Origin of the sequence: Pseudomonas fluorescens, assembly GCF_030344995.1 — a bacterium.
Taxonomy (GTDB): domain Bacteria; phylum Pseudomonadota; class Gammaproteobacteria; order Pseudomonadales; family Pseudomonadaceae; genus Aquipseudomonas; species Aquipseudomonas fluorescens_BF.
Map to the genome: position 1 here is coordinate 2,733,214 of NZ_CP128260.1, position 16,212 is coordinate 2,749,425.

At 62.9% G+C, this 16,212-nt stretch carries 16 protein-coding genes; 4 read left to right on the plus strand and 12 right to left on the minus strand.

The window, feature by feature from the left end:
* Positions 1-6 precede the first annotated feature (6 nt).
* Genes QR290_RS12425 through QR290_RS12435 form a run of 3 tightly spaced genes read right to left on the minus strand, consistent with a single transcriptional unit; the run spans position 7 to position 3,665 of the window.
* Positions 7-1,032, minus strand: coding sequence for a DUF2955 domain-containing protein (locus tag QR290_RS12425; protein WP_289205036.1), 1,026 nt, complete (start codon positions 1,030-1,032; stop codon positions 7-9).
* Positions 1,022-2,119 (minus strand): HlyD family secretion protein, encoded by a 1,098-nt coding sequence (locus QR290_RS12430; protein ID WP_289205037.1) that lies wholly within the window; start codon positions 2,117-2,119, stop codon positions 1,022-1,024. The genes QR290_RS12425 and QR290_RS12430 overlap by 11 nt, the downstream gene beginning before the upstream one ends.
* On the minus strand, positions 2,112-3,665 hold the full coding sequence (locus QR290_RS12435) for a TolC family protein (RefSeq protein WP_289205038.1): 1,554 nt from the start codon (positions 3,663-3,665) through the stop codon (positions 2,112-2,114). Before QR290_RS12435 ends, QR290_RS12430 begins: the two co-directional genes overlap by 8 nt.
* A gap of 129 nt (positions 3,666-3,794) precedes the next feature.
* On the opposite strand from QR290_RS12435, the gene QR290_RS12440 reads away from it, so the two are divergent.
* Together QR290_RS12440 and QR290_RS12445 are read left to right on the plus strand one after the other, a co-directional pair.
* Positions 3,795-4,310 carry a transporter suffix domain-containing protein gene (locus QR290_RS12440; protein WP_289205039.1) on the plus strand — a complete coding sequence of 172 codons (516 nt, stop codon included), beginning with the start codon at positions 3,795-3,797 and terminating at the stop codon, positions 4,308-4,310.
* Between the two features lie 273 nt (positions 4,311-4,583).
* Positions 4,584-5,369, plus strand: a complete 786-nt coding sequence (locus QR290_RS12445; protein ID WP_289205040.1) for a DeoR/GlpR family DNA-binding transcription regulator — start codon at positions 4,584-4,586, stop codon at positions 5,367-5,369.
* Between the two features lie 49 nt (positions 5,370-5,418).
* Here QR290_RS12445 and QR290_RS12450 read toward each other — a convergent pair whose 3' ends face one another.
* The 8 genes from QR290_RS12450 to QR290_RS12485 form a co-directional block, all read right to left on the minus strand.
* A complete protein-coding gene (locus QR290_RS12450; protein ID WP_289205041.1) occupies positions 5,419-6,702 on the minus strand; it encodes an NAD(P)/FAD-dependent oxidoreductase in 1,284 nt (427 codons plus the stop codon).
* A 148-nt stretch (positions 6,703-6,850) separates the two neighbouring features.
* The gene (locus QR290_RS12455) at positions 6,851-8,215 is read right to left on the minus strand and encodes a glutamine synthetase family protein (RefSeq protein ID WP_289205042.1); all 1,365 of its coding nucleotides are present in this window, start codon (positions 8,213-8,215) and stop codon (positions 6,851-6,853) included.
* A gap of 424 nt (positions 8,216-8,639) precedes the next feature.
* Entirely contained in the window at positions 8,640-9,983 is a 1,344-nt protein-coding gene (gene chrA / locus QR290_RS12460; protein WP_289205043.1) for a chromate efflux transporter, read from the minus strand.
* Positions 9,984-10,340: 357 nt separating this feature from the next.
* Complete coding sequence (moaE, locus tag QR290_RS12465) at positions 10,341-10,802, minus strand: molybdopterin synthase catalytic subunit MoaE (protein WP_289205044.1); 462 nt, start codon at positions 10,800-10,802, stop codon at positions 10,341-10,343.
* Positions 10,803-10,805: 3 nt separating this feature from the next.
* Positions 10,806-11,057: a MoaD/ThiS family protein gene (locus QR290_RS12470; protein WP_007957033.1), complete on the minus strand. Its 252-nt coding sequence runs from the start codon at positions 11,055-11,057 to the stop codon at positions 10,806-10,808.
* The gene (moaC, locus tag QR290_RS12475) at positions 11,054-11,539 is read right to left on the minus strand and encodes a cyclic pyranopterin monophosphate synthase MoaC (protein WP_007957031.1); all 486 of its coding nucleotides are present in this window, start codon (positions 11,537-11,539) and stop codon (positions 11,054-11,056) included. Before moaC ends, QR290_RS12470 begins: the two co-directional genes overlap by 4 nt.
* Positions 11,536-12,378, minus strand: coding sequence for a formate dehydrogenase accessory sulfurtransferase FdhD (fdhD, locus tag QR290_RS12480; protein WP_115077383.1), 843 nt, complete (start codon positions 12,376-12,378; stop codon positions 11,536-11,538). The genes moaC and fdhD overlap by 4 nt, the downstream gene beginning before the upstream one ends.
* Positions 12,379-12,537: 159 nt before the next feature.
* On the minus strand, positions 12,538-13,437 hold the full coding sequence (locus tag QR290_RS12485; RefSeq protein ID WP_289205045.1) for a LysR family transcriptional regulator: 900 nt from the start codon (positions 13,435-13,437) through the stop codon (positions 12,538-12,540).
* Between the two features lie 298 nt (positions 13,438-13,735).
* On the opposite strand from QR290_RS12485, the gene moaB reads away from it, so the two are divergent.
* Together moaB and QR290_RS12495 are read left to right on the plus strand one after the other, a co-directional pair.
* Positions 13,736-14,275, plus strand: coding sequence for a molybdenum cofactor biosynthesis protein B (gene moaB / locus QR290_RS12490; protein ID WP_085608999.1), 540 nt, complete (start codon positions 13,736-13,738; stop codon positions 14,273-14,275).
* The gene (locus tag QR290_RS12495) at positions 14,272-15,477 is read left to right on the plus strand and encodes a molybdopterin molybdotransferase MoeA (protein WP_289205046.1); all 1,206 of its coding nucleotides are present in this window, start codon (positions 14,272-14,274) and stop codon (positions 15,475-15,477) included. Before moaB ends, QR290_RS12495 begins: the two co-directional genes overlap by 4 nt.
* Positions 15,478-15,535: 58 nt before the next feature.
* Here the strand turns inward: QR290_RS12495 and QR290_RS12500 are convergent, their stop codons facing one another.
* Complete coding sequence (locus tag QR290_RS12500; RefSeq protein ID WP_289205047.1) at positions 15,536-16,024, minus strand: GFA family protein; 489 nt, start codon at positions 16,022-16,024, stop codon at positions 15,536-15,538.
* Between the last annotated feature and the right edge of the window lie 188 nt (positions 16,025-16,212).

A 16,212-nucleotide genomic window follows, 5' to 3' on the forward strand; every position in this document is an offset into this window, starting at 1 on the left:
CCGTCGTCAGGTCGCCCCCTGACTATTTTCCCGGTGCGCGACAAGCAAATGCATCATCACACCGCTGTAGAGCGTCACCAGAATGAACAACCCCATGCGCACCGCAAATGCGGTGTAGACGTCTTTGCCCGCCGCGCTGTCCTCAACGGATTGGCCGAGCAGGATGATCATGGTGATCAGGGTGTTGAGCCAGAACCCCGGCGTCAGTTGCGTCGGGTGCAGCCGATAGAGTTTGCGCGCTACAAACAGCCCGAACAGCAGCATCCACAGAAAGAACATCCACAGGTGCACGAACAGGCTCAACGCGCACCAGAACAGCACCGCCAGCAGCCCGCCCAATAAGGTCGAGCCGAGCAATTCGCGCCCGGCGTGATGCGTGCGAGTGGTGGTGCTCTGCTGGCCGAGGCTGACGGCTTTGAGGATGATCGGCAGGTAGCTGGCCGGGTCGATCAGCACCAGCAGGAAGGTCGGCAGCACGATCAGCGTCGCGCGCAGCGCTACGCGGGGCACGTCTTCGGCGGGCAGGGCGGGGGCGGGTGGTGGCGCGGGGCTGTTGGCCGGTTCCGGGAACAGGACGTGGCTCAGGCCGACGATGATGACGGCCAGCAACAGGCCTTTGACCAGCGCGCCGATCACCGCCATCGCCAGCTCGAACGAGGCAAAACCGGCGGCGGAAATCATGGTCATGCCGATCACCAGGAAGGTCATGATCAGCACGTTGCCACCGCGCAAACCGTAGGTGAACACCAGAAACAGACCGACACCGATCAGCAGCACGCCGCACACCGGGTAATAACGCAGCAACGGCACCAGCAACAGCCCGAGACTGGTTGTGAATGCGGCAATCAAAGTCAGCACCAGCGCCATTTTCACCGGCAACGGTCGAGGCATGCTGGCCAGCAGTAACACCGCGAGCACCGGCGACAAAAACGACAGCGGCAAGGCGAGGCCGTAACTGGCGGCGGTGCACAACGCCGTGCCGCAGGCCAGGCGCAAGGCCCGTTGCGCCGGGACGCTGCGCTCAGTAGGCATAGCTCAGCCAGCTCATCAGCCAGACAAACATCCGACCCAGCGGATTGAGCAGATTGCCTTCGCTGGGAAACGCCATGACTTCAGCCTGACCGCCAGCGCGTATCGAGCGACTCTCGAACAGGCGCTTTTTCGCCTCTTCGCTGAACTCGATGATCACCGGAAAACGTTGCGCCGGGCGCAGCCAGTCGCGGCTGTTCTGGATCGTCGGCAGGGTGCCGGGCGGCGGCGTCTGGCCGACGCTGACGCCATAACCGACGCTGCGCACCCGGCCGTCGAACACTTCGCCGGGCAGGGCGTCGAGGATGATCGACACCGGCGTGCCGGGCTTGATCCGGCCGAGGTTGTTCTCGGTGAGGTCGGCGCTGACCCACACGTCCTGGATCGTGATCAGCGTCATCACCGGACTGCCGGCAGCGGCGAACTGGCCGACGTCGGTGCGCAGGTCGGTGATCAGCCCCGCCGAACGCGCGCCAATGCGGGTGTTGGCCAGATCCAGTTCGGCCTTGGCCAGCGTGGCGGCGGCGCTGAGCAGTTTGGCGTTGGTGTCGGTGTTGCCGCCTTCCTGCTCCTGCGCACGCAGCACTTCGGCCTTGGCGGCGGCGACCTTGCTGACCGCCGCTTCGTGGTTGGCCCGGGACACTTCCAGAAGCCTTACGGACACCGTGCCCGGATCTTCTCTATACAAACCTTCCAGCCGCCGATTGTCCTGGCGCGCCTTGAGCTCATTGGCTTGTGCGGCCCGCAACGACGCCTGGGCCGAAGCGATGCCGGCGGTGCTGGCGCCGACCGTGCGCCGGGTGTTTTCCAGATCGGCGCGGGCCCGGTCGACGGCGATCTGCAGCGGCTGCGGATCGAGCTCGAAGAGGATGTCGCCGGCCTGCACGTCCTGATTGTTGCGCACGTTGACCTTGATCACCCGGCCCGCGACTTCCGCCGCCACCGGGATCACGAATGCACCGACCCGCGCCTGCTGGGTGTATGGCGTGATTCGGTCGGCCAGCAGGTACCAGATCAGGCTCAGCACAATCACCAGCAGCACCCAGCGGATGCCTTTTTTCGCCGGATCCGGCGGCGCTTCATCACTCATGGCGGTCTACCTGCGAGGGAATCGGATAGGTCGGTTGAGGCGGTGGGGCGCTCAGCAGATCGCCCCAGTCGGTGCGTTGCTGCATCTGCTGCCGGGTCGCTGGATCGATCTGCGGCCCGGCGCTTTGCCAGCCGCCGCCGACCGCGCGGTACAGGGCGATCAGATTGCTCACGGCGTTGCTGCGGCTTACCAGATAGTTGTCCTGCAACTCCAGCAACGCCCGCTGGGCGTCGAGCACCCGCTGAAAGTCCGAATAGCCTTCGCGATATTGGGTGTTGGCCAGCACCAGTGAACGCCGCGCCGCGCCTTCGGCCTCGCCGAGAATGCGCTCGCGTTCCAGCGCTTTGGTCAGACCGCTGGCGGCGTCGTCGGCCTCGCGGGCAGCCTGGCGGACCTTGTCGCGATAGGCTTCGATCAGTTGCTGCAACCGCGCGTCCTGCACGCGAATGTTGTTGTGGATGCGGCCGTAGTCGAACAGGTTCCAGCGCAGGCTCGGGCCGCCGATCAGGTCGAGGCTGCGCGGGGTGGCGCCGAGGGTGTCGCTGGACCAGACGATGCTGCCGAGCAAGGTCAGCGAGGGATAAAGGTCGGTTTCAGCTACGCCGACCAGCGCCGATTGCGCGGCAACGTTCAATTCCGCCGCGCGCACATCGGGGCGGCGCAGCAGCAGGTTGGCCGGGACATCCTGCAACACCGCGCGATCCACCAGCGGAATCAGCCCCGGTTGCTCCGCCAGAAACGCCGCGCCACCGGGCGGCTGGCCGACCAGCACCGCCAGCGCATTGCGGGTGCGCAGCAATTGATCTTCGAACGCCGGAATGCTGCTCAGGGTACCGAGGTATTGGGTTCTGGCCTGCTGCAGGTCGAGTTCGGCGGTCTGGCCGCTGCGAAAGAGTTTTTCGGTGATCTCGAAATTGCGCTTTTGCTGGGCGGCGTTTTCCCGGGCGACCCGCAACCGGGCTTCGGTGGTGCGCAGGGCAAAATAGGTGTCGGCCACTTGGGCTCGCAGCAGCACGAGGGCGTCTTCGTAGTTGGCCTGAGCGGCGAAGTAGCTGGCGTCGGCGGACTCGATGGCGCGGCTGAATCGACCCCAGAAATCCAGTTCCCAGCCGACATCGAACGCGGCGCTGTGCTGCCAGAAGTGCAAATCCTGAGGGTTGTTGCCGCCGGACTGGTGACGGTCGATGTATAGGCTGTCGGCGCTGGCCTGCTGCAGTTGCGGGTAGCGACCGCTGTCGGCGATGCCCAGTTGCGCCCGGGCTTCGAGGACTCGCAGGCCGGCGATTTTCAGGCTGCTGTTGCGGGCTTCGGCGTCGCTGATCAAGCGGTCGAGCACCGGATCGGCAAACACCTGCCACCACTGGCGAAGATCCGGCAGCGTCCCGCGTTCGCTGGCCTGTTCCAGCGCCGGGCTTTGCCATTGCTTGCTCCATTCCTCCGCCGGTGGCTGGAAATCCGGGCCCAGCCGCAGGCAGCCACCAAGGCTCAGCACACCGAGCAGCAACAGGTGGCCGGGGCGGATCAGCAGGACTGGCGTTGCGGGCATACCGGACGGCCCCAGCGGGAAATGTCACTGGAGCATAGACCGCAGATTGCGGGTTGATTGGAGCAATCAGCTGCTACGCTTTTTCAGGCGAACTTCACTGAACCGCCCCCGACGAAAAGGTAGGAAGCCATGGACACTGCTCAAGAACCGCTTGCCCCCGCCAGCGCCAGCTGGCGTTTCAAGGTCGGTGTGGCAATCATCTGCCTGATGCTCGGTTCGTGGCTGATGGTGCCGATTGCCGCCGCCCTCGACGTGCCGGGCTCGAAAGTCGCGGCGCTGACCGGAGTGTTGTTCATCAGCAATAAAGTGCTGTTGCTGCTGGTGATTGCGGTGATGGGCAAGGCCGGGTTCGCCGAACTCAAGCGCACGATCGGCCACTATATTTCCGGCGTGATTCCGACCCCGGTGGCCGAAGTCAGCCCAATGCGTCACAAGATCGGCGTGGTGATGTTCTGCCTGCCGCTGCTGTCGTCCTTCCTGGAACCGTATTTCGACAACTTCTTCCCCGGCGTGCGGCCCAACCTCTGGCAGATGCAGGCGCTGGGCGACTTGATGTTCGTCGGCAGCTTTTTTGTGCTGGGCGGCAACTTCTGGGACAAGGTGCATGCGCTGTTCGTGCGCAAGGCACGGGTGGTAACGGAATGAAGGTGCGCTTTTCAGCAATGGCCTTCGATCAGGCATGCCCGAGCGCGATGGCAAACGATACAACGACCATGCAGGCGAAAGCGAAATTGAGGTTCATGGGGTGTTCATCCTGGTCCTTTTGAAAGTGGGGCCATTCTGCCGGGGTCGGGTCTAAAGAAAAAATTCGGCTTCGTGATTCCAATGATCGAAGCCATTGATACCGGCGTTGTGTTTGCAGGTTTGTCTGGCTAAGCTCGCGCAAACCTGCAATTAAAAGCACAAACAGGCAAAACCATGCACGATCATTGCGCTTCCGAGCTTCCTTCCCTGCGCCGGCAGAAAATCCTTCTGATCCTCGAACGTGACGGCAAGGTCATGGCGTCCGAGTTGAGCCAGCATTTTGCGGTGTCCGAAGACACCATCCGCCGCGATCTCGCCGAGCTGGATAACGCCGGACTGGTGCAGCGGGTGCATGGCGGCGCGCTGCCGAGGCCCAAGGACACCGGCAAGGATTACTTCACCCGGCTGGACGAGATCGACGAAGTGAAAATCCGTTTGGCGCAATTGGCGGCGCAGCAGGTGCGGAACGGGCAGACGGTGATGTTCGACTCCGGTTCCACTTCGTTGCAGGTGGCGCGCTCGTTGCCCAGGGACATCAGCCTCACGGCGGTCACGGCGTCACCGATGACGGCGATTGCGTTGTCCGAGTATCCGGGCATCAAAGTGATTCTGGCGGGCGGGCAACTGAATCCGAAAACCATGTCGGCTGGCGGTCATGAGGCGCTGCGGTTGCTGTCGGGGATCAAGGCGGATCTGGCGATTACCGGGGTCTGTGCGATTCATCCGGAGGTGGGCATCACCTCGCTGCATTTCGATGAAGTGCCGGTGAAACAGGCGCTGCTGGACTGTGCGGCGCGGGTGATTGCCGTGACAACGGCGGACAAGCTTGGCGCGGTGGAGCCGTTTGTGGTCGCGCCATGCGAGCGTCTGCATACGCTGATTACCGAACGGCATGTGGCGTCGGGGAGTGTCGAGGATTATCGGCGGTTGGGGATTGAGGTGGAGCAGTTGCCTGACTGAGGTTTTGCGGCAAAAAAAGGCCCCATCACTGGCGATGGGGCCCGTTCGATCAGCGCAGTTTTTCCAGCATCTGGTAGTACCACATGCCCGCCGCGAGCATCGGATTTCCCAGCAGATCGCCCATCGGTACGCGAATGTGCGAGCACGCGGCAAATGTGTCGAACTGCTGCATCTGCCCGGTGATTGCCCGGCTCATGATCTCGCCCATGATGTGCGTCGTGGCGATGCCGTGGCCGGAGTAGCCCTGGCAATACCAGACGTTGTCCGAGAGCTTGCCCAGTTGCGGGATGCGGTTGATGACGATGCCCATCGCGCAGCTCCACTGGTAATCGATCTTCACCCCTTTGAGCGCCGGGAACGTCTGTTCGATACACGGGCGCAGTTCGCCGGCGATGTCCCGTGAGTCCTTGCCGCTGTAGTTGGCGCCGCCGCCGAACAGCAGGCGGCCGTCGGCGGTGAGGCGGTAGTAGTCGAGGACGAAGCGGCAGTCGTAAACGGCGAGGTCTTCGGGGTTGATCTGCTTGGCCAGATCCCCCAGCGGTTCGGTGGTGACGATGCCGCCCATGGCCGGGAAGATCTTGCCCTTGAGCTGCCCCGGTTCGAGCTTGTGGTAGACGTCGCCGGCCAGCAGCACCTGATTGGCGTCGATCTGGCCGTGGGCCGTGCGCACGCCGGGGTTGTCGCCATGAATGATCTCCAGCACTTCGCTGTTTTCGAAGATCAGCGCGCCGAGGCTTTCCGCCGCCCGCGCTTCACCGATGCACAGGTTGAGCGGGTGCAGGTGCATGTTGCGGGTGTTCTTGATTGCGCCGTGATAGAGGTCGCTTTGCAGCAGATCCCGCACCTGGCTGCGATCGAGCAGGCTGACCTCATCACCCATGCCGCGACGCACGGCTTCGTCGTAGTCGCTGCGCAAACCGGCCATGTGGCTCGGCTTGTAGGCGGCATGCAAATGACCGTGTTTGAGGTCGCACTCGATCGCGTATTTCTCGACCCGCTGTTTGATGATTTCGTGGCCGCGCCAGCGCAGGTGCCAGATGAAATCGTCGACCTCATCGCCCAAGGTGTTGCGCATCTGTTTGCGCATCGCGCCGTCGCCGGACAGGCTGCCGGTCACCTGTCCGCCATTGCGCCCGGTAGCGCCCCAGCCGATCTTGTGGCTTTCGACGATGGCGACTTTCAGGCCTTTTTCGACCAGTTCGACGGCGGTGGCGACGCCGGTGAAACCGCCGCCGATGATCACCACATCGACCTTGTGCCGACCTTGCAGGGTCGGGTAGTCGGTGTCGCGGTTGAGGGTGGCGGTGTAGTAGGAATTGCTGCGTTGAGTCATTTCAGTGTCCACACAAAATTCGGGAAGCAGAGTGCAGTCCTTGTGGGAGCTGGCTTGCCAGCGATGGCGGAGTGTCAGTCACCAGAGATGCTGAATGTGCCGACCCCATCGCTGGCAAGCCAGCTCCCACAGGTTCAGTGTTTGATCTTTACGCTTCGGTCAGGTACCAGCGCCAGTCCTGCTCACCCACTTCGGCCATGAACTGCCGGTATTCCGCACGTTTCACTGCCAGATACACCCCGAGGAATTCCTGCCCCAACGCATCCCGCGCCCAAGCCGAATTTTCCAATGCTGTGAGCGAGGTCAGCCAGTCGGTCGGCAGCAATTCCTTTGCCTGCGCGTAACCGTTGCCTTCCACCGGTTCACCCGGATCGATGTCCTCTTTTATGCCGCGATGAATACCCGCCAGGATCGCCGTCGCTGCCAGATACGGGTTGGCATCGGCGCCGCAGATGCGGTGTTCGATATGCCGGGTGTTGGCCGGGCCACCCGGCACGCGCAGGCTGACAGTGCGGTTGTCGACGCCCCAGGTCGGCGCCAGCGGCGCGTAGCTGTTGGCCTGGAAGCGGCGGTAGGAGTTGGCGTTCGGGCAAAACAGCAGCAGCGAATCGAGCAACGAGGCGAGCATCCCGCCAATCGCCGTGCGCAGCAGCGGAGTGCCCGCCGGGTCTTCGGAAGCAAACAGATTGCGCCCCTCGGCATCGGCGAGGCTGACGTGCATGTGCATGCCGGTGCCCGCGAGGTGATCGAACGGCTTGGCCATGAACGTCGCCTGCATTCCGTGCTTGTGCGCCACGGCTTTGACCAGTCGCTTGTAGCGCACGGCCTGGTCCATGGCCTCCAGCGCATCGCCGTGTTCGAGGGTGATTTCCACCTGGCCCGGCGCGTATTCCGAGATCGCCGTGCGCGCCGGAATGCCGTGCAGTTTGCAGGCGCTGTAGAGGTCGGCGAGGAACGGTTCGATCTGTTCCAGTTCACGCAAACCGTAGACCTGGGTGTGTCGCGGTCGACCACCGTCGGCATCCAGTGCCGGTTGCGGACGACCGTTGTGATCGCGTTTGGCGTCGAGCAGGTAGAACTCCAGCTCGCAGGCCATCACCGGGTGGTAACCCTCGGCTTTCAAGCGGTCGATGACCTTGATCAACAGGTGACGCGGGTCGGCGATGCTCGCCGGCATGCCTTGTTCCGGATGCATGCTGACCTGCACCGCAGCGGTGGGAATCTGCCGCCACGGCAGGCGCACCAGACTGCCTTCCAGCGGGTAGGCGCGGCAGTCGATATCGCCGACGTCCCACACCAGACCGGAGTTTTCTACGTCCTCGCCATGCACGGTCAGGCCGAGGATGGTGCTCGGCAGCGGGCGGCCGCTTTCGTACACGGCGAGCAGTTCCTCGCGGTGCAACAGCTTGCCGCGCGGCACGCCATTGGCGTCGAGGATGAACAGCTCGATCATGTCGATGTCGGGGTTCTGATCCAGAAAATTGCGTGCGTCTTCAATGGCTGCGAATTTCATAATCAATCACTCACGATGGCGCCGCACAGGCGCGCAGATTCGGGCCGGACGCAGCTCGGCAAAAGGCGCGGGCGTCCTGGCAGGGATATCGAAAAAAGAGGGGGAGCTGTCGCGATTTTTAACGGCGCGATCAGACGGGCAGGCAGATATCCGGCGGGCGTGCGGAGTGACGCAGCTTGGAGCGGCTCAGGGCCATGGGGAGATTGACGATGCGATTCATGCGCGACTCCTGTGAAGGAGGGCGCACGGTGCAGAGACGTTCAACGATTCTGATTGTTGTAGTGACGTGCTCATGACGCGTGTTTCCGTTGGCGGAAAACGTCGGCGGCGGGAGTGTCCCGCCATGCCGGTGTGGCTGGATAGTAAGGGGGAATCCCCGGATAAGTAAACGCCTGATTCCGCGAGCGGTGGCGTGCACCCTGGTTCAGCGCAGCAGGTAAAACCCCAGCCCGACGAGGGCGCAAACGATCAACACCTCGATCACGCCGCGCTTGAAAAAGAACAGGGCGAGGGCGGCCACCAACGCCAGCAGGATCGAGAAAACATCGGGCTGACCGGCAAAACCGACGGGCCAGAACACGTGGTAAGCAAAGAAACACGCCAGATTCAGGATCACTCCGACCACCGCTGCCGTGATCGCCGTCAGCGGTGCGGTGAATTTCAGTTCGTTGTGCGTCGACTCCACCAAGGGCCCACCGGCGAGGATGAACAGAAACGAAGGCAGGAAGGTGAACCAGGTCACCAGCGTCGCGGCCAGCGCGCCGGCGGCGAACGCGTGTTCCGGGCCGAACGTCGGTTGCACGTAAGCGCCGACGAACCCGACAAACGCCACCACCATGATCAGCGGCCCCGGCGTGGTTTCGCCCAGGGCCAGGCCGTCGATCATCTGCGTCGGCGTCAGCCAGCCGTAATGCCCGACCGCGCCTTGATACACGTAGGGCAGCACGGCGTAGGCGCCGCCGAAAGTGAGCAGCGCCGCTTTGGTGAAGAACCAGCCCATTTGCGTGAAGGTGCCGTCCCAACCGAACAACATCGTCAGCAGTGCCATCGGCAGACACCACAGCAACGCACCGATCAGCACCAGACGCAGCACCCTCGGCAGGCTGAACCGTGCATGCTCGGGTGGCGGGGTATCGTCATCGATCAGTGCCGGGCCGAAGGACTTTTCGCTGCCGCGATGGCCGCCGTTGCTGAAGCGCTGTGGGGCCCAGCGTCCGCCGAAATAGCCGATCAATGCTGCACCGAGCACGATCAGCGGGAACGGCACATTGAAGGAAAAAATCGCCACGAACGCGGCCCCGGCAATTGCCCACAGCCAGCTGTTTTTCAAGGCTCGCGAACCGATGCGATGGGCCGCGTGCAACACGATCGCGGTCACTGCCGGTTTGATCCCGTAAAAAATCCCGGCCACCGCCGGCACGTCGCCAAACGCGATGTACACCCAGGACAGGGCAATCAGAATCAGCAGCGACGGCAGCACAAACAATGCGCCTGCCAACACACCGCCACGGGTGCGGTGCAGCAGCCAGCCGATGTAGGTCGCCAGCTGCTGGGCCTCGGGGCCTGGCAGCAACATGCAGTAATTGAGTGCATGCAGGAAGCGTCGTTCAGAAATCCAGCGCCGGCGCTCCACCAGTTCCTGATGCATGATCGCGATCTGCCCAGCGGGGCCGCCGAAGCCGATGCAGCCGAGTTTGAGCCAGAAGGGCCAGATTTGGCGCAGGGGGATGGGGTTTGGGCGGGGCAGGTCCTTTGGCGGTTCGCTCAAGTTTGGCTCCCGGATTGAATTGTGGTGGAGCGGCTATCTAATCAGGCTTTTGTTAAGGAGTGGTATCCGGATTGCAGCCCTCACCCCAGCCCTCCCGAAACGTCGGACCGCCCGGAGGGAGAGGGAGCCGACCGAGGTGTCTTGCGTCATACATCGACCTGAAGAATCGAGTCGATTATGGATTCAGTACACTGCCCTCAGACTGGCATCCGGATTCAGTCCTATACGTTCAGACCGGCATTCGGATTCAACGCTATACGTTCAGGTCGGCGTATTTCCCCAGCATCCCCCGACCGGTCCCCTCTCCCTTTGGGAGAGGGATAGGCGGGCGGCGTTCCGATGAGGGCCTTTCGATCGTCAGGCATGCGCCAAACTCCAGCGAACCGCCGCATTCTGATCACTCTCCCGCGCCTCGACCCAATGCGCCCCCTCAGGCGTAGTCTCACGCTTCCAGAACGGCGCCCGCGTCTTCAGCACATCCATGATGAACGCACAGGCCTCGAACGCCGCATGCCGATGCTTGCTGCTGACGCCAACAAACACGATCGGCTCGGTCACCGACAGCGCGCCGACCCGATGCACAATCTCCACCGCCATCAGCGGCCAACGCTCGCGAGCCTGTTCGGCAATCTGCTCCAGAGCCTTCTCGGTCATGCCCGGATAGTGCTCCAGAAACAGTTCGGTCACCGACTGCCCGACGTTCAGATCCCGCACGTAACCAATGAAATTCACCACCGCGCCCACCCGTGGATTGCGCGCATGCAGGTCGGCAATCAACTGACCGGCATCGAAGCCTTTACGCTGGACTCGAATACCCATGCCTCAACCCCCCGTGACTGGCGGGAAAAACGCGATCTCGTCGAAATCCTCAATAGCTTGATCCGGCTGGCACAGCTCCTGATTCACCGCGCACATCAGGTTGCCGGCGCCGAGCACTTCACGCCACACATCGCCGCGCTGCATCAGCATCTGCCGCACGTCTTCGACACAAGCGAGGGTGTCGCTGGCCGGAATCTTTTCCCCGCCCAGATTGAGCCGGTCACGGTAGCTGGCGAAGTAGTTGATCAGAATCATTGCGGGTTCTCCCATTGAAAGTGCCCTGAGCGGCCGCCCTGTTTGCTCAGCAGGCGGATGTCGCCGATGACCATCGCCCGGTCCACCGCTTTGCACATGTCATAGATGGTCAGCGCGGCGACGCTGGCGGCGGTCAGGGCTTCGAGTTCGACGCCGGTCTGGCCGGTGAGGCGGCAGGTGCTGGTGATCTGCACGCGGTCCGGCTCGCAGGCCTTGAGCTCGACGTGGATCGAGCTGAGCAGCAGCGCATGACACAGCGGAATCAACTCGTGGGTGCGTTTGGCGGCCTGAATCCCGGCGATCCGCGCCACGGCGAACACGTCGCCCTTGGGGTGGCCGTTGGACTGGATCATTTGCAGGGTTTCCGGGCGCATCTGCACCCAGGCTTGCGCAGTGGCTTCGCGGCGGGTCGCGGCTTTTTCGCTGACGTCGACCATGTTGGCGCGGCCCTGATCGTCGAGGTGGGTGAGGGTGTTGCTCATGCGGTGGGCTCCTGGATCGGGCTGTAGATTCGCGGGGCGTTGCGGTGCGGGACGTGTATCAGATTCAAGCGGTGCTTGAGCGCCCAGCGCACGGTCAGCGCGGTGGGGGCGGACAGGCTGACGAGGGTGCCGAGGCGGGCGCGCACGGCTTTGTGGATCAGTTCGAGGCTGCAACGGCTGGTGACCACGACGAAGCCCTGACGCGCATCGAGGCCTTCGAATTGCAAGGCGCCGATCAGTTTGTCGAGGGCGTTGTGGCGGCCGATGTCTTCGCGGCACAGCAGCGCTTCGCCGTCGGCGTCGAAGTACAACGCCGCGTGCAGGGCACCGCTGCTGCGGGCCAGTTGCTGGGCCTGTTCGATGCGCTGGCGGATGCCGTCGAAATGCGCGGCCGGTGGCAGCGACGTCGGGGTCAGGATTTCCAGTTGCGGCAGCGCCTGCTCAAGGGCTTCCACGCCGCAGAGGCCACAACCGCTGGTGCCCGCCATCTGCCGCCGGTGATCCTTCAGGGCCCAGAAGGCGCGGCTGGAAATCTGCACATCGGCCTGACAGGCCTGGTCGAAATGGGTCAGGCGGATGTCATGGATATCGTCGAGGCGGTCGACGATGGCGTTGCTCAGGCTGAAGCCGCGAATGAAGTCTTCGATGTTGCCTGGCGAGACCATCATCACCGCTTGGTTCAGGCCGTTGTAGCTGATGGCCAAAGCGATTTCGGCTGCCAACGCCGCGTGGGACACCGGCGCGTCGTCGAGGTATTCGCGGTACGCCACTTGCGCCGGTTGTGGCGCGGGGGCGTTGGCGTCGCCCGGTTCGATGAGTTGTTCAACTTGGCACAGCATCTTGAAAATCCCCGAAGCGCTGAAGTGGGTTCAGGCTACGGGGCAGGGAAAAGTGCGTCCAATCGCTTGTTCCGATGCAGTGATTGGCTTGGTCGATCACTGTGGGCGAACCTGAAGACGCTGCACCGAAGTGCAACGTTTCAGGCAACTTGACCGGGGTTAAACGGCAGGCGCCTCGATCCCGAACATCTTCCGCGCCTCGGCAAAACACTTCTCGGCAATCGCCGAACGCGGCTCGGTCTTGCGCATCACCAGCCCCAGCGGTGCGAGCACGCTGGCATCCGGCAGGTTGATGAAGGCCAGGTGCTCGATCGGTTCTTCCAGCCCGCTGTCCAGCGGCATGATCGAGCAGCAGAAACCCTGGTGAATCGCCTGCAGCAGTTGATAGGTCGAATCGCTTTCCATGATCGGCTGAGGATTCAACCCGCGACTGCGGAAACTCAAGTCGATGGATTTGCGGTAGTGCATGCCGGTGGTGATCATCCCCAGCGGCAGTTCGGCGGCGTCTTCCCAGCTCATTTGCGGGCTTTCGAAATGGAAGTGACGGGTGTCATAGAGCAGGCCGACGCGGGTCTCGCCGATCTCGAAAAACTCGAAATAGTTCGGGTTGACGTGGTCCAGATAACACACGCCCAAGTCCAGCTGATTGTTGCCCAGGCCCTCGATGATCTCGTCCGAACTCAGCGACGACAGACTGTATTTCAGCTCCGGATAAGTCCCGGACAAACCCTGAATGTAATTGACCGGATTGAAGTTGCTCAGCGGCACAAGCCCCAAGCGCAGACTGCCGACCAGTTGCCCGCGACAGGCCGCGGCTTCGGCAAACAGCCCGTCGTGGGCCGCCAGCAGCGTGCGGGCCCAGGCCAGTACGCGCTCGCCGGCCTGGGTGAACCCTTCGAAGCGCTGGCCGCGATTGACCAGCACCAGATCCAGCTCGTCTTCCAGATTGCGCAGGCGCATCGACAGGGTCGGCTGGGTGATGTGGCAGCGCGCGGCGGCCTGGCCGAAGTGGCGGGTTTCGTCCAGCGCGATCAGGAACTTGAGTTGTTTGATGTCCACGACGGCACCTGCTCGATAAGGAATTTTGATTGAGTATTGACGCAGATGCGTACGGCGCACGGAAAGCGCAGGCAACGACGATCCCATCGACGGCTTTTTTCGTCCAATCGGCAGTGTTTAAGAGTTTATCGAGGGTTTCGATGATGCCCGGTTTCATTGGGCCGGACAGGGAATGAAGTGCTGAAAAAAATCACCGATAGAGCAGGTCGATAGTGTGGTTGGCCAGAGTGATTAGACAGTCCTCACAAGCGGCACTTAGGCTCGTCATCCATTGAATTGACGACGGCCGGAGAGTGCCATGAGTGTTAAATCGGATGCCTTGTTCGTTCCCCTGAATATTGCCGTGCTGACGGTCAGCGATACCCGCGATTACGCCAGCGACACCTCCGGCCAGTTGCTGGTCAGCCGCCTGCTGGAAGCCGGCCACACCTTGAGTGAGCGCAACCTGCTCAAGGACGACCTGTACAAGATCCGCGCTCAGGTTGCGCAGTGGATCGCCGACGACAACATTCAAGTGGTGCTGATCACCGGAGGCACCGGTTTCACGGGACGTGACAGCACCCCGGAAGCCGTGGCCTGCCTGCTGGACAAGCAGATCGACGGCTTTGGCGAACTGTTTCGCGCCATCTCGATTCTCGACATCGGCACCTCGACCGTGCAAAGCCGTGCGCTGGCCGGGCTGTCCAACGGCACGCTGGTGTGCTGCCTGCCGGGCTCCACCGGCGCCTGCCGCACGGCGTGGGAAGGCATCCTTGCCGAACAACTGGATAACCGTCACCGCCCGTGCAACTTCGTCCCGCACCTCAAGCCGGTGCAAGCCTGCGGGCCGCGCGGATGAGCAAGCCTGGGTTGATGCCGGTCGAGAACGCCCTCGACCAACTGTTGGTGATGGCCGATGAACAACGCCTGCCGGACAGCGAATCGGTACCCCTCAATGAAGCGCGCGGACGTGTGCTGGCCAGCGATCTGGTCGCCGCCCTCGATCTGCCGCCATGGCCGAACAGCGCCATGGACGGTTACGCCTTGAACCTCGCCGACCTGCATCGCCAGCCGTTGAGCGTGTCGCAGCGGGTCTACGCCGGGCTGGCGCCGGATGCGTTGCTGCCCGGCACTTGCGCGCGAATTTTCACCGGAGCGCCGTTGCCCACTGGCGCCAACTGCGTGGAGATGCAGGAAAATGTCGAAGTGCTCGAAGACGGCCGCGTCCGTTTCCTGCAACCGCTGAAAGTCGGCCAGAACATCCGCGCCCAAGGCCAGGAGAATCGTGTCGGCGACACCTTGCTGCGCGCCGGCAAACGCCTCGGCCCGTTCGAACTGGCCGTCGCCGCAGGGCAGGGCATGACCCATCTGCCGGTGGTGCGTCGTCCGCGCGTGTCATTGCTGTCGACCGGTGATGAGCTGGTGGAACCAGGGCAACCATTGCGTCCCGGCAGCATCTACAACAGCAATCGCACCTTGCTCGACCACTGGTTGCGCGAGCTAGGTTGCGAGGTGATCGACGCCGGGATTCTGCCCGATCGCCCGGCGCAGACCCGGCTCAAACTCGAGCAACTGCAAGTGGCGGCCGATCTGATTCTGACCACCGGCGGCGTGTCTGCCGGTGACGCCGATTGCCTCGGCCAGGTGCTGCGCGACAATGGCAAACCGCTGCTGTGGAAGCTCGCAATCAAACCCGGCAAGCCGTTGACCGTTGGCCATTTCGGCACGGTGCCGGTGATCGGTCTGCCGGGCAACCCGACCTCGGCACTGGTGACCTTCGGCCTGTTGGCGCGCCCGTACCTGCTGCGCATTCAAGGCGTCGAAGACGTGATGCCGCTGAGCTTCACTGTCAACGCCGGCTTCGACTGGCCGAAACCCGGCAGCCGTCGCGAATACCTGCGCGTGCGTCTGGAGGGCGGGCAGGCGGCGCTGTATCCGAACCAGAGTTCCGGAGTTCTGCTCGGCGCGACCTGGGCCGACGGGCTGGTTGAAATCCCGGAGAACAGCACCTTGCAGCTCGGTGATCCGTTGCGTTTCATCCCGTTCAGCGAGCTGTTCTGAGCCCGATCAAAAAGGTGTAGACCGCTCGCCGGGAAACTGTCGAAGACAGTGGAGGCGGCTACCGGGTCAATTTCAGCCGTTCGTGCCACTGGGCGATGGATTCTTCGGGGTAGACCTCGAAATGCTGATCCTTCGCGCTTGCCTGCACTTCGACCCACGGCGCTTTCGAGCCGAGCATCAGATGGGTGTGTTCCGGCGGCACCGGCAACGGCGTGTCGATGGCCGAGGCGAACGGGTGGATCAGCTCCGGCCACTCCGGGCTGAACAGCCAAAGACCGCTGCCGCACAGCGAGCAGAAGTGCCGCTCGGCGGTGCTGCGGTGCGCGCGGGCATCGCTTTCGTCTTTCATTCTCGCGTGGTAGATCGTGATGTGTTTGCGCCCGCGCACCTTGAGGCTGGCCGCGTCGCCGCCGAGGTTGATCGCAAAGCCGCCACCACCCTGGGTCTTGCGGCAGATCGAGCAGTAGCAGCGCTGATAAGGGTAGGGGTGGGCGCTGTCGAGCGTGAATGAAACCGCGCCGCAGTGGCAGGAGCCTTCGAGGTGCATGAGTGGCCTCCGGTGTTTTTTGTCGGTGCGGTTCAGCCTAGAAGAGATGGGGTGAATGTGCTGCCGCCATCGCGAGCAGGCTCGCTCCCACAGTTGGAACGCATTTCAAGTGTGGGAGCGGGCTTGCTCGCGAAGAACGATAACGCGGTGCAACTGGACGCCCATGAAAAGCCCGGTCAGCATGTCCG

Bases quoted from the DNA above. Each gene is read 5' to 3' on its own strand.
- QR290_RS12425 (WP_289205036.1), bottom strand. From the start codon at position 1,032: ATGCCTACTGAGCGCAGCGTCCCGGCGCAACGGGCCTTGCGCCTGGCC.
- QR290_RS12430 (WP_289205037.1), bottom strand. From the start codon at position 2,119: ATGAGTGATGAAGCGCCGCCGGATCCGGCGAAAAAAGGCATCCGCTGG.
- QR290_RS12435 (WP_289205038.1), bottom strand. From the start codon at position 3,665: ATGCCCGCAACGCCAGTCCTGCTGATCCGCCCCGGCCACCTGTTGCTG.
- QR290_RS12440 (WP_289205039.1), top strand. From the start codon at position 3,795: ATGGACACTGCTCAAGAACCGCTTGCCCCCGCCAGCGCCAGCTGGCGT.
- QR290_RS12445 (WP_289205040.1), top strand. From the start codon at position 4,584: ATGCACGATCATTGCGCTTCCGAGCTTCCTTCCCTGCGCCGGCAGAAA.
- QR290_RS12450 (WP_289205041.1), bottom strand. From the start codon at position 6,702: ATGACTCAACGCAGCAATTCCTACTACACCGCCACCCTCAACCGCGAC.
- QR290_RS12455 (WP_289205042.1), bottom strand. From the start codon at position 8,215: ATGAAATTCGCAGCCATTGAAGACGCACGCAATTTTCTGGATCAGAAC.
- moaE (WP_289205044.1), bottom strand. From the start codon at position 10,802: ATGGGTATTCGAGTCCAGCGTAAAGGCTTCGATGCCGGTCAGTTGATT.
- QR290_RS12470 (WP_007957033.1), bottom strand. From the start codon at position 11,057: ATGATTCTGATCAACTACTTCGCCAGCTACCGTGACCGGCTCAATCTG.
- moaC (WP_007957031.1), bottom strand. From the start codon at position 11,539: ATGAGCAACACCCTCACCCACCTCGACGATCAGGGCCGCGCCAACATG.
- fdhD (WP_115077383.1), bottom strand. From the start codon at position 12,378: ATGCTGTGCCAAGTTGAACAACTCATCGAACCGGGCGACGCCAACGCC.
- moaB (WP_085608999.1), top strand. From the start codon at position 13,736: ATGAGTGTTAAATCGGATGCCTTGTTCGTTCCCCTGAATATTGCCGTG.
- QR290_RS12495 (WP_289205046.1), top strand. From the start codon at position 14,272: ATGAGCAAGCCTGGGTTGATGCCGGTCGAGAACGCCCTCGACCAACTG.
- QR290_RS12500 (WP_289205047.1), bottom strand. From the start codon at position 16,024: ATGCACCTCGAAGGCTCCTGCCACTGCGGCGCGGTTTCATTCACGCTC.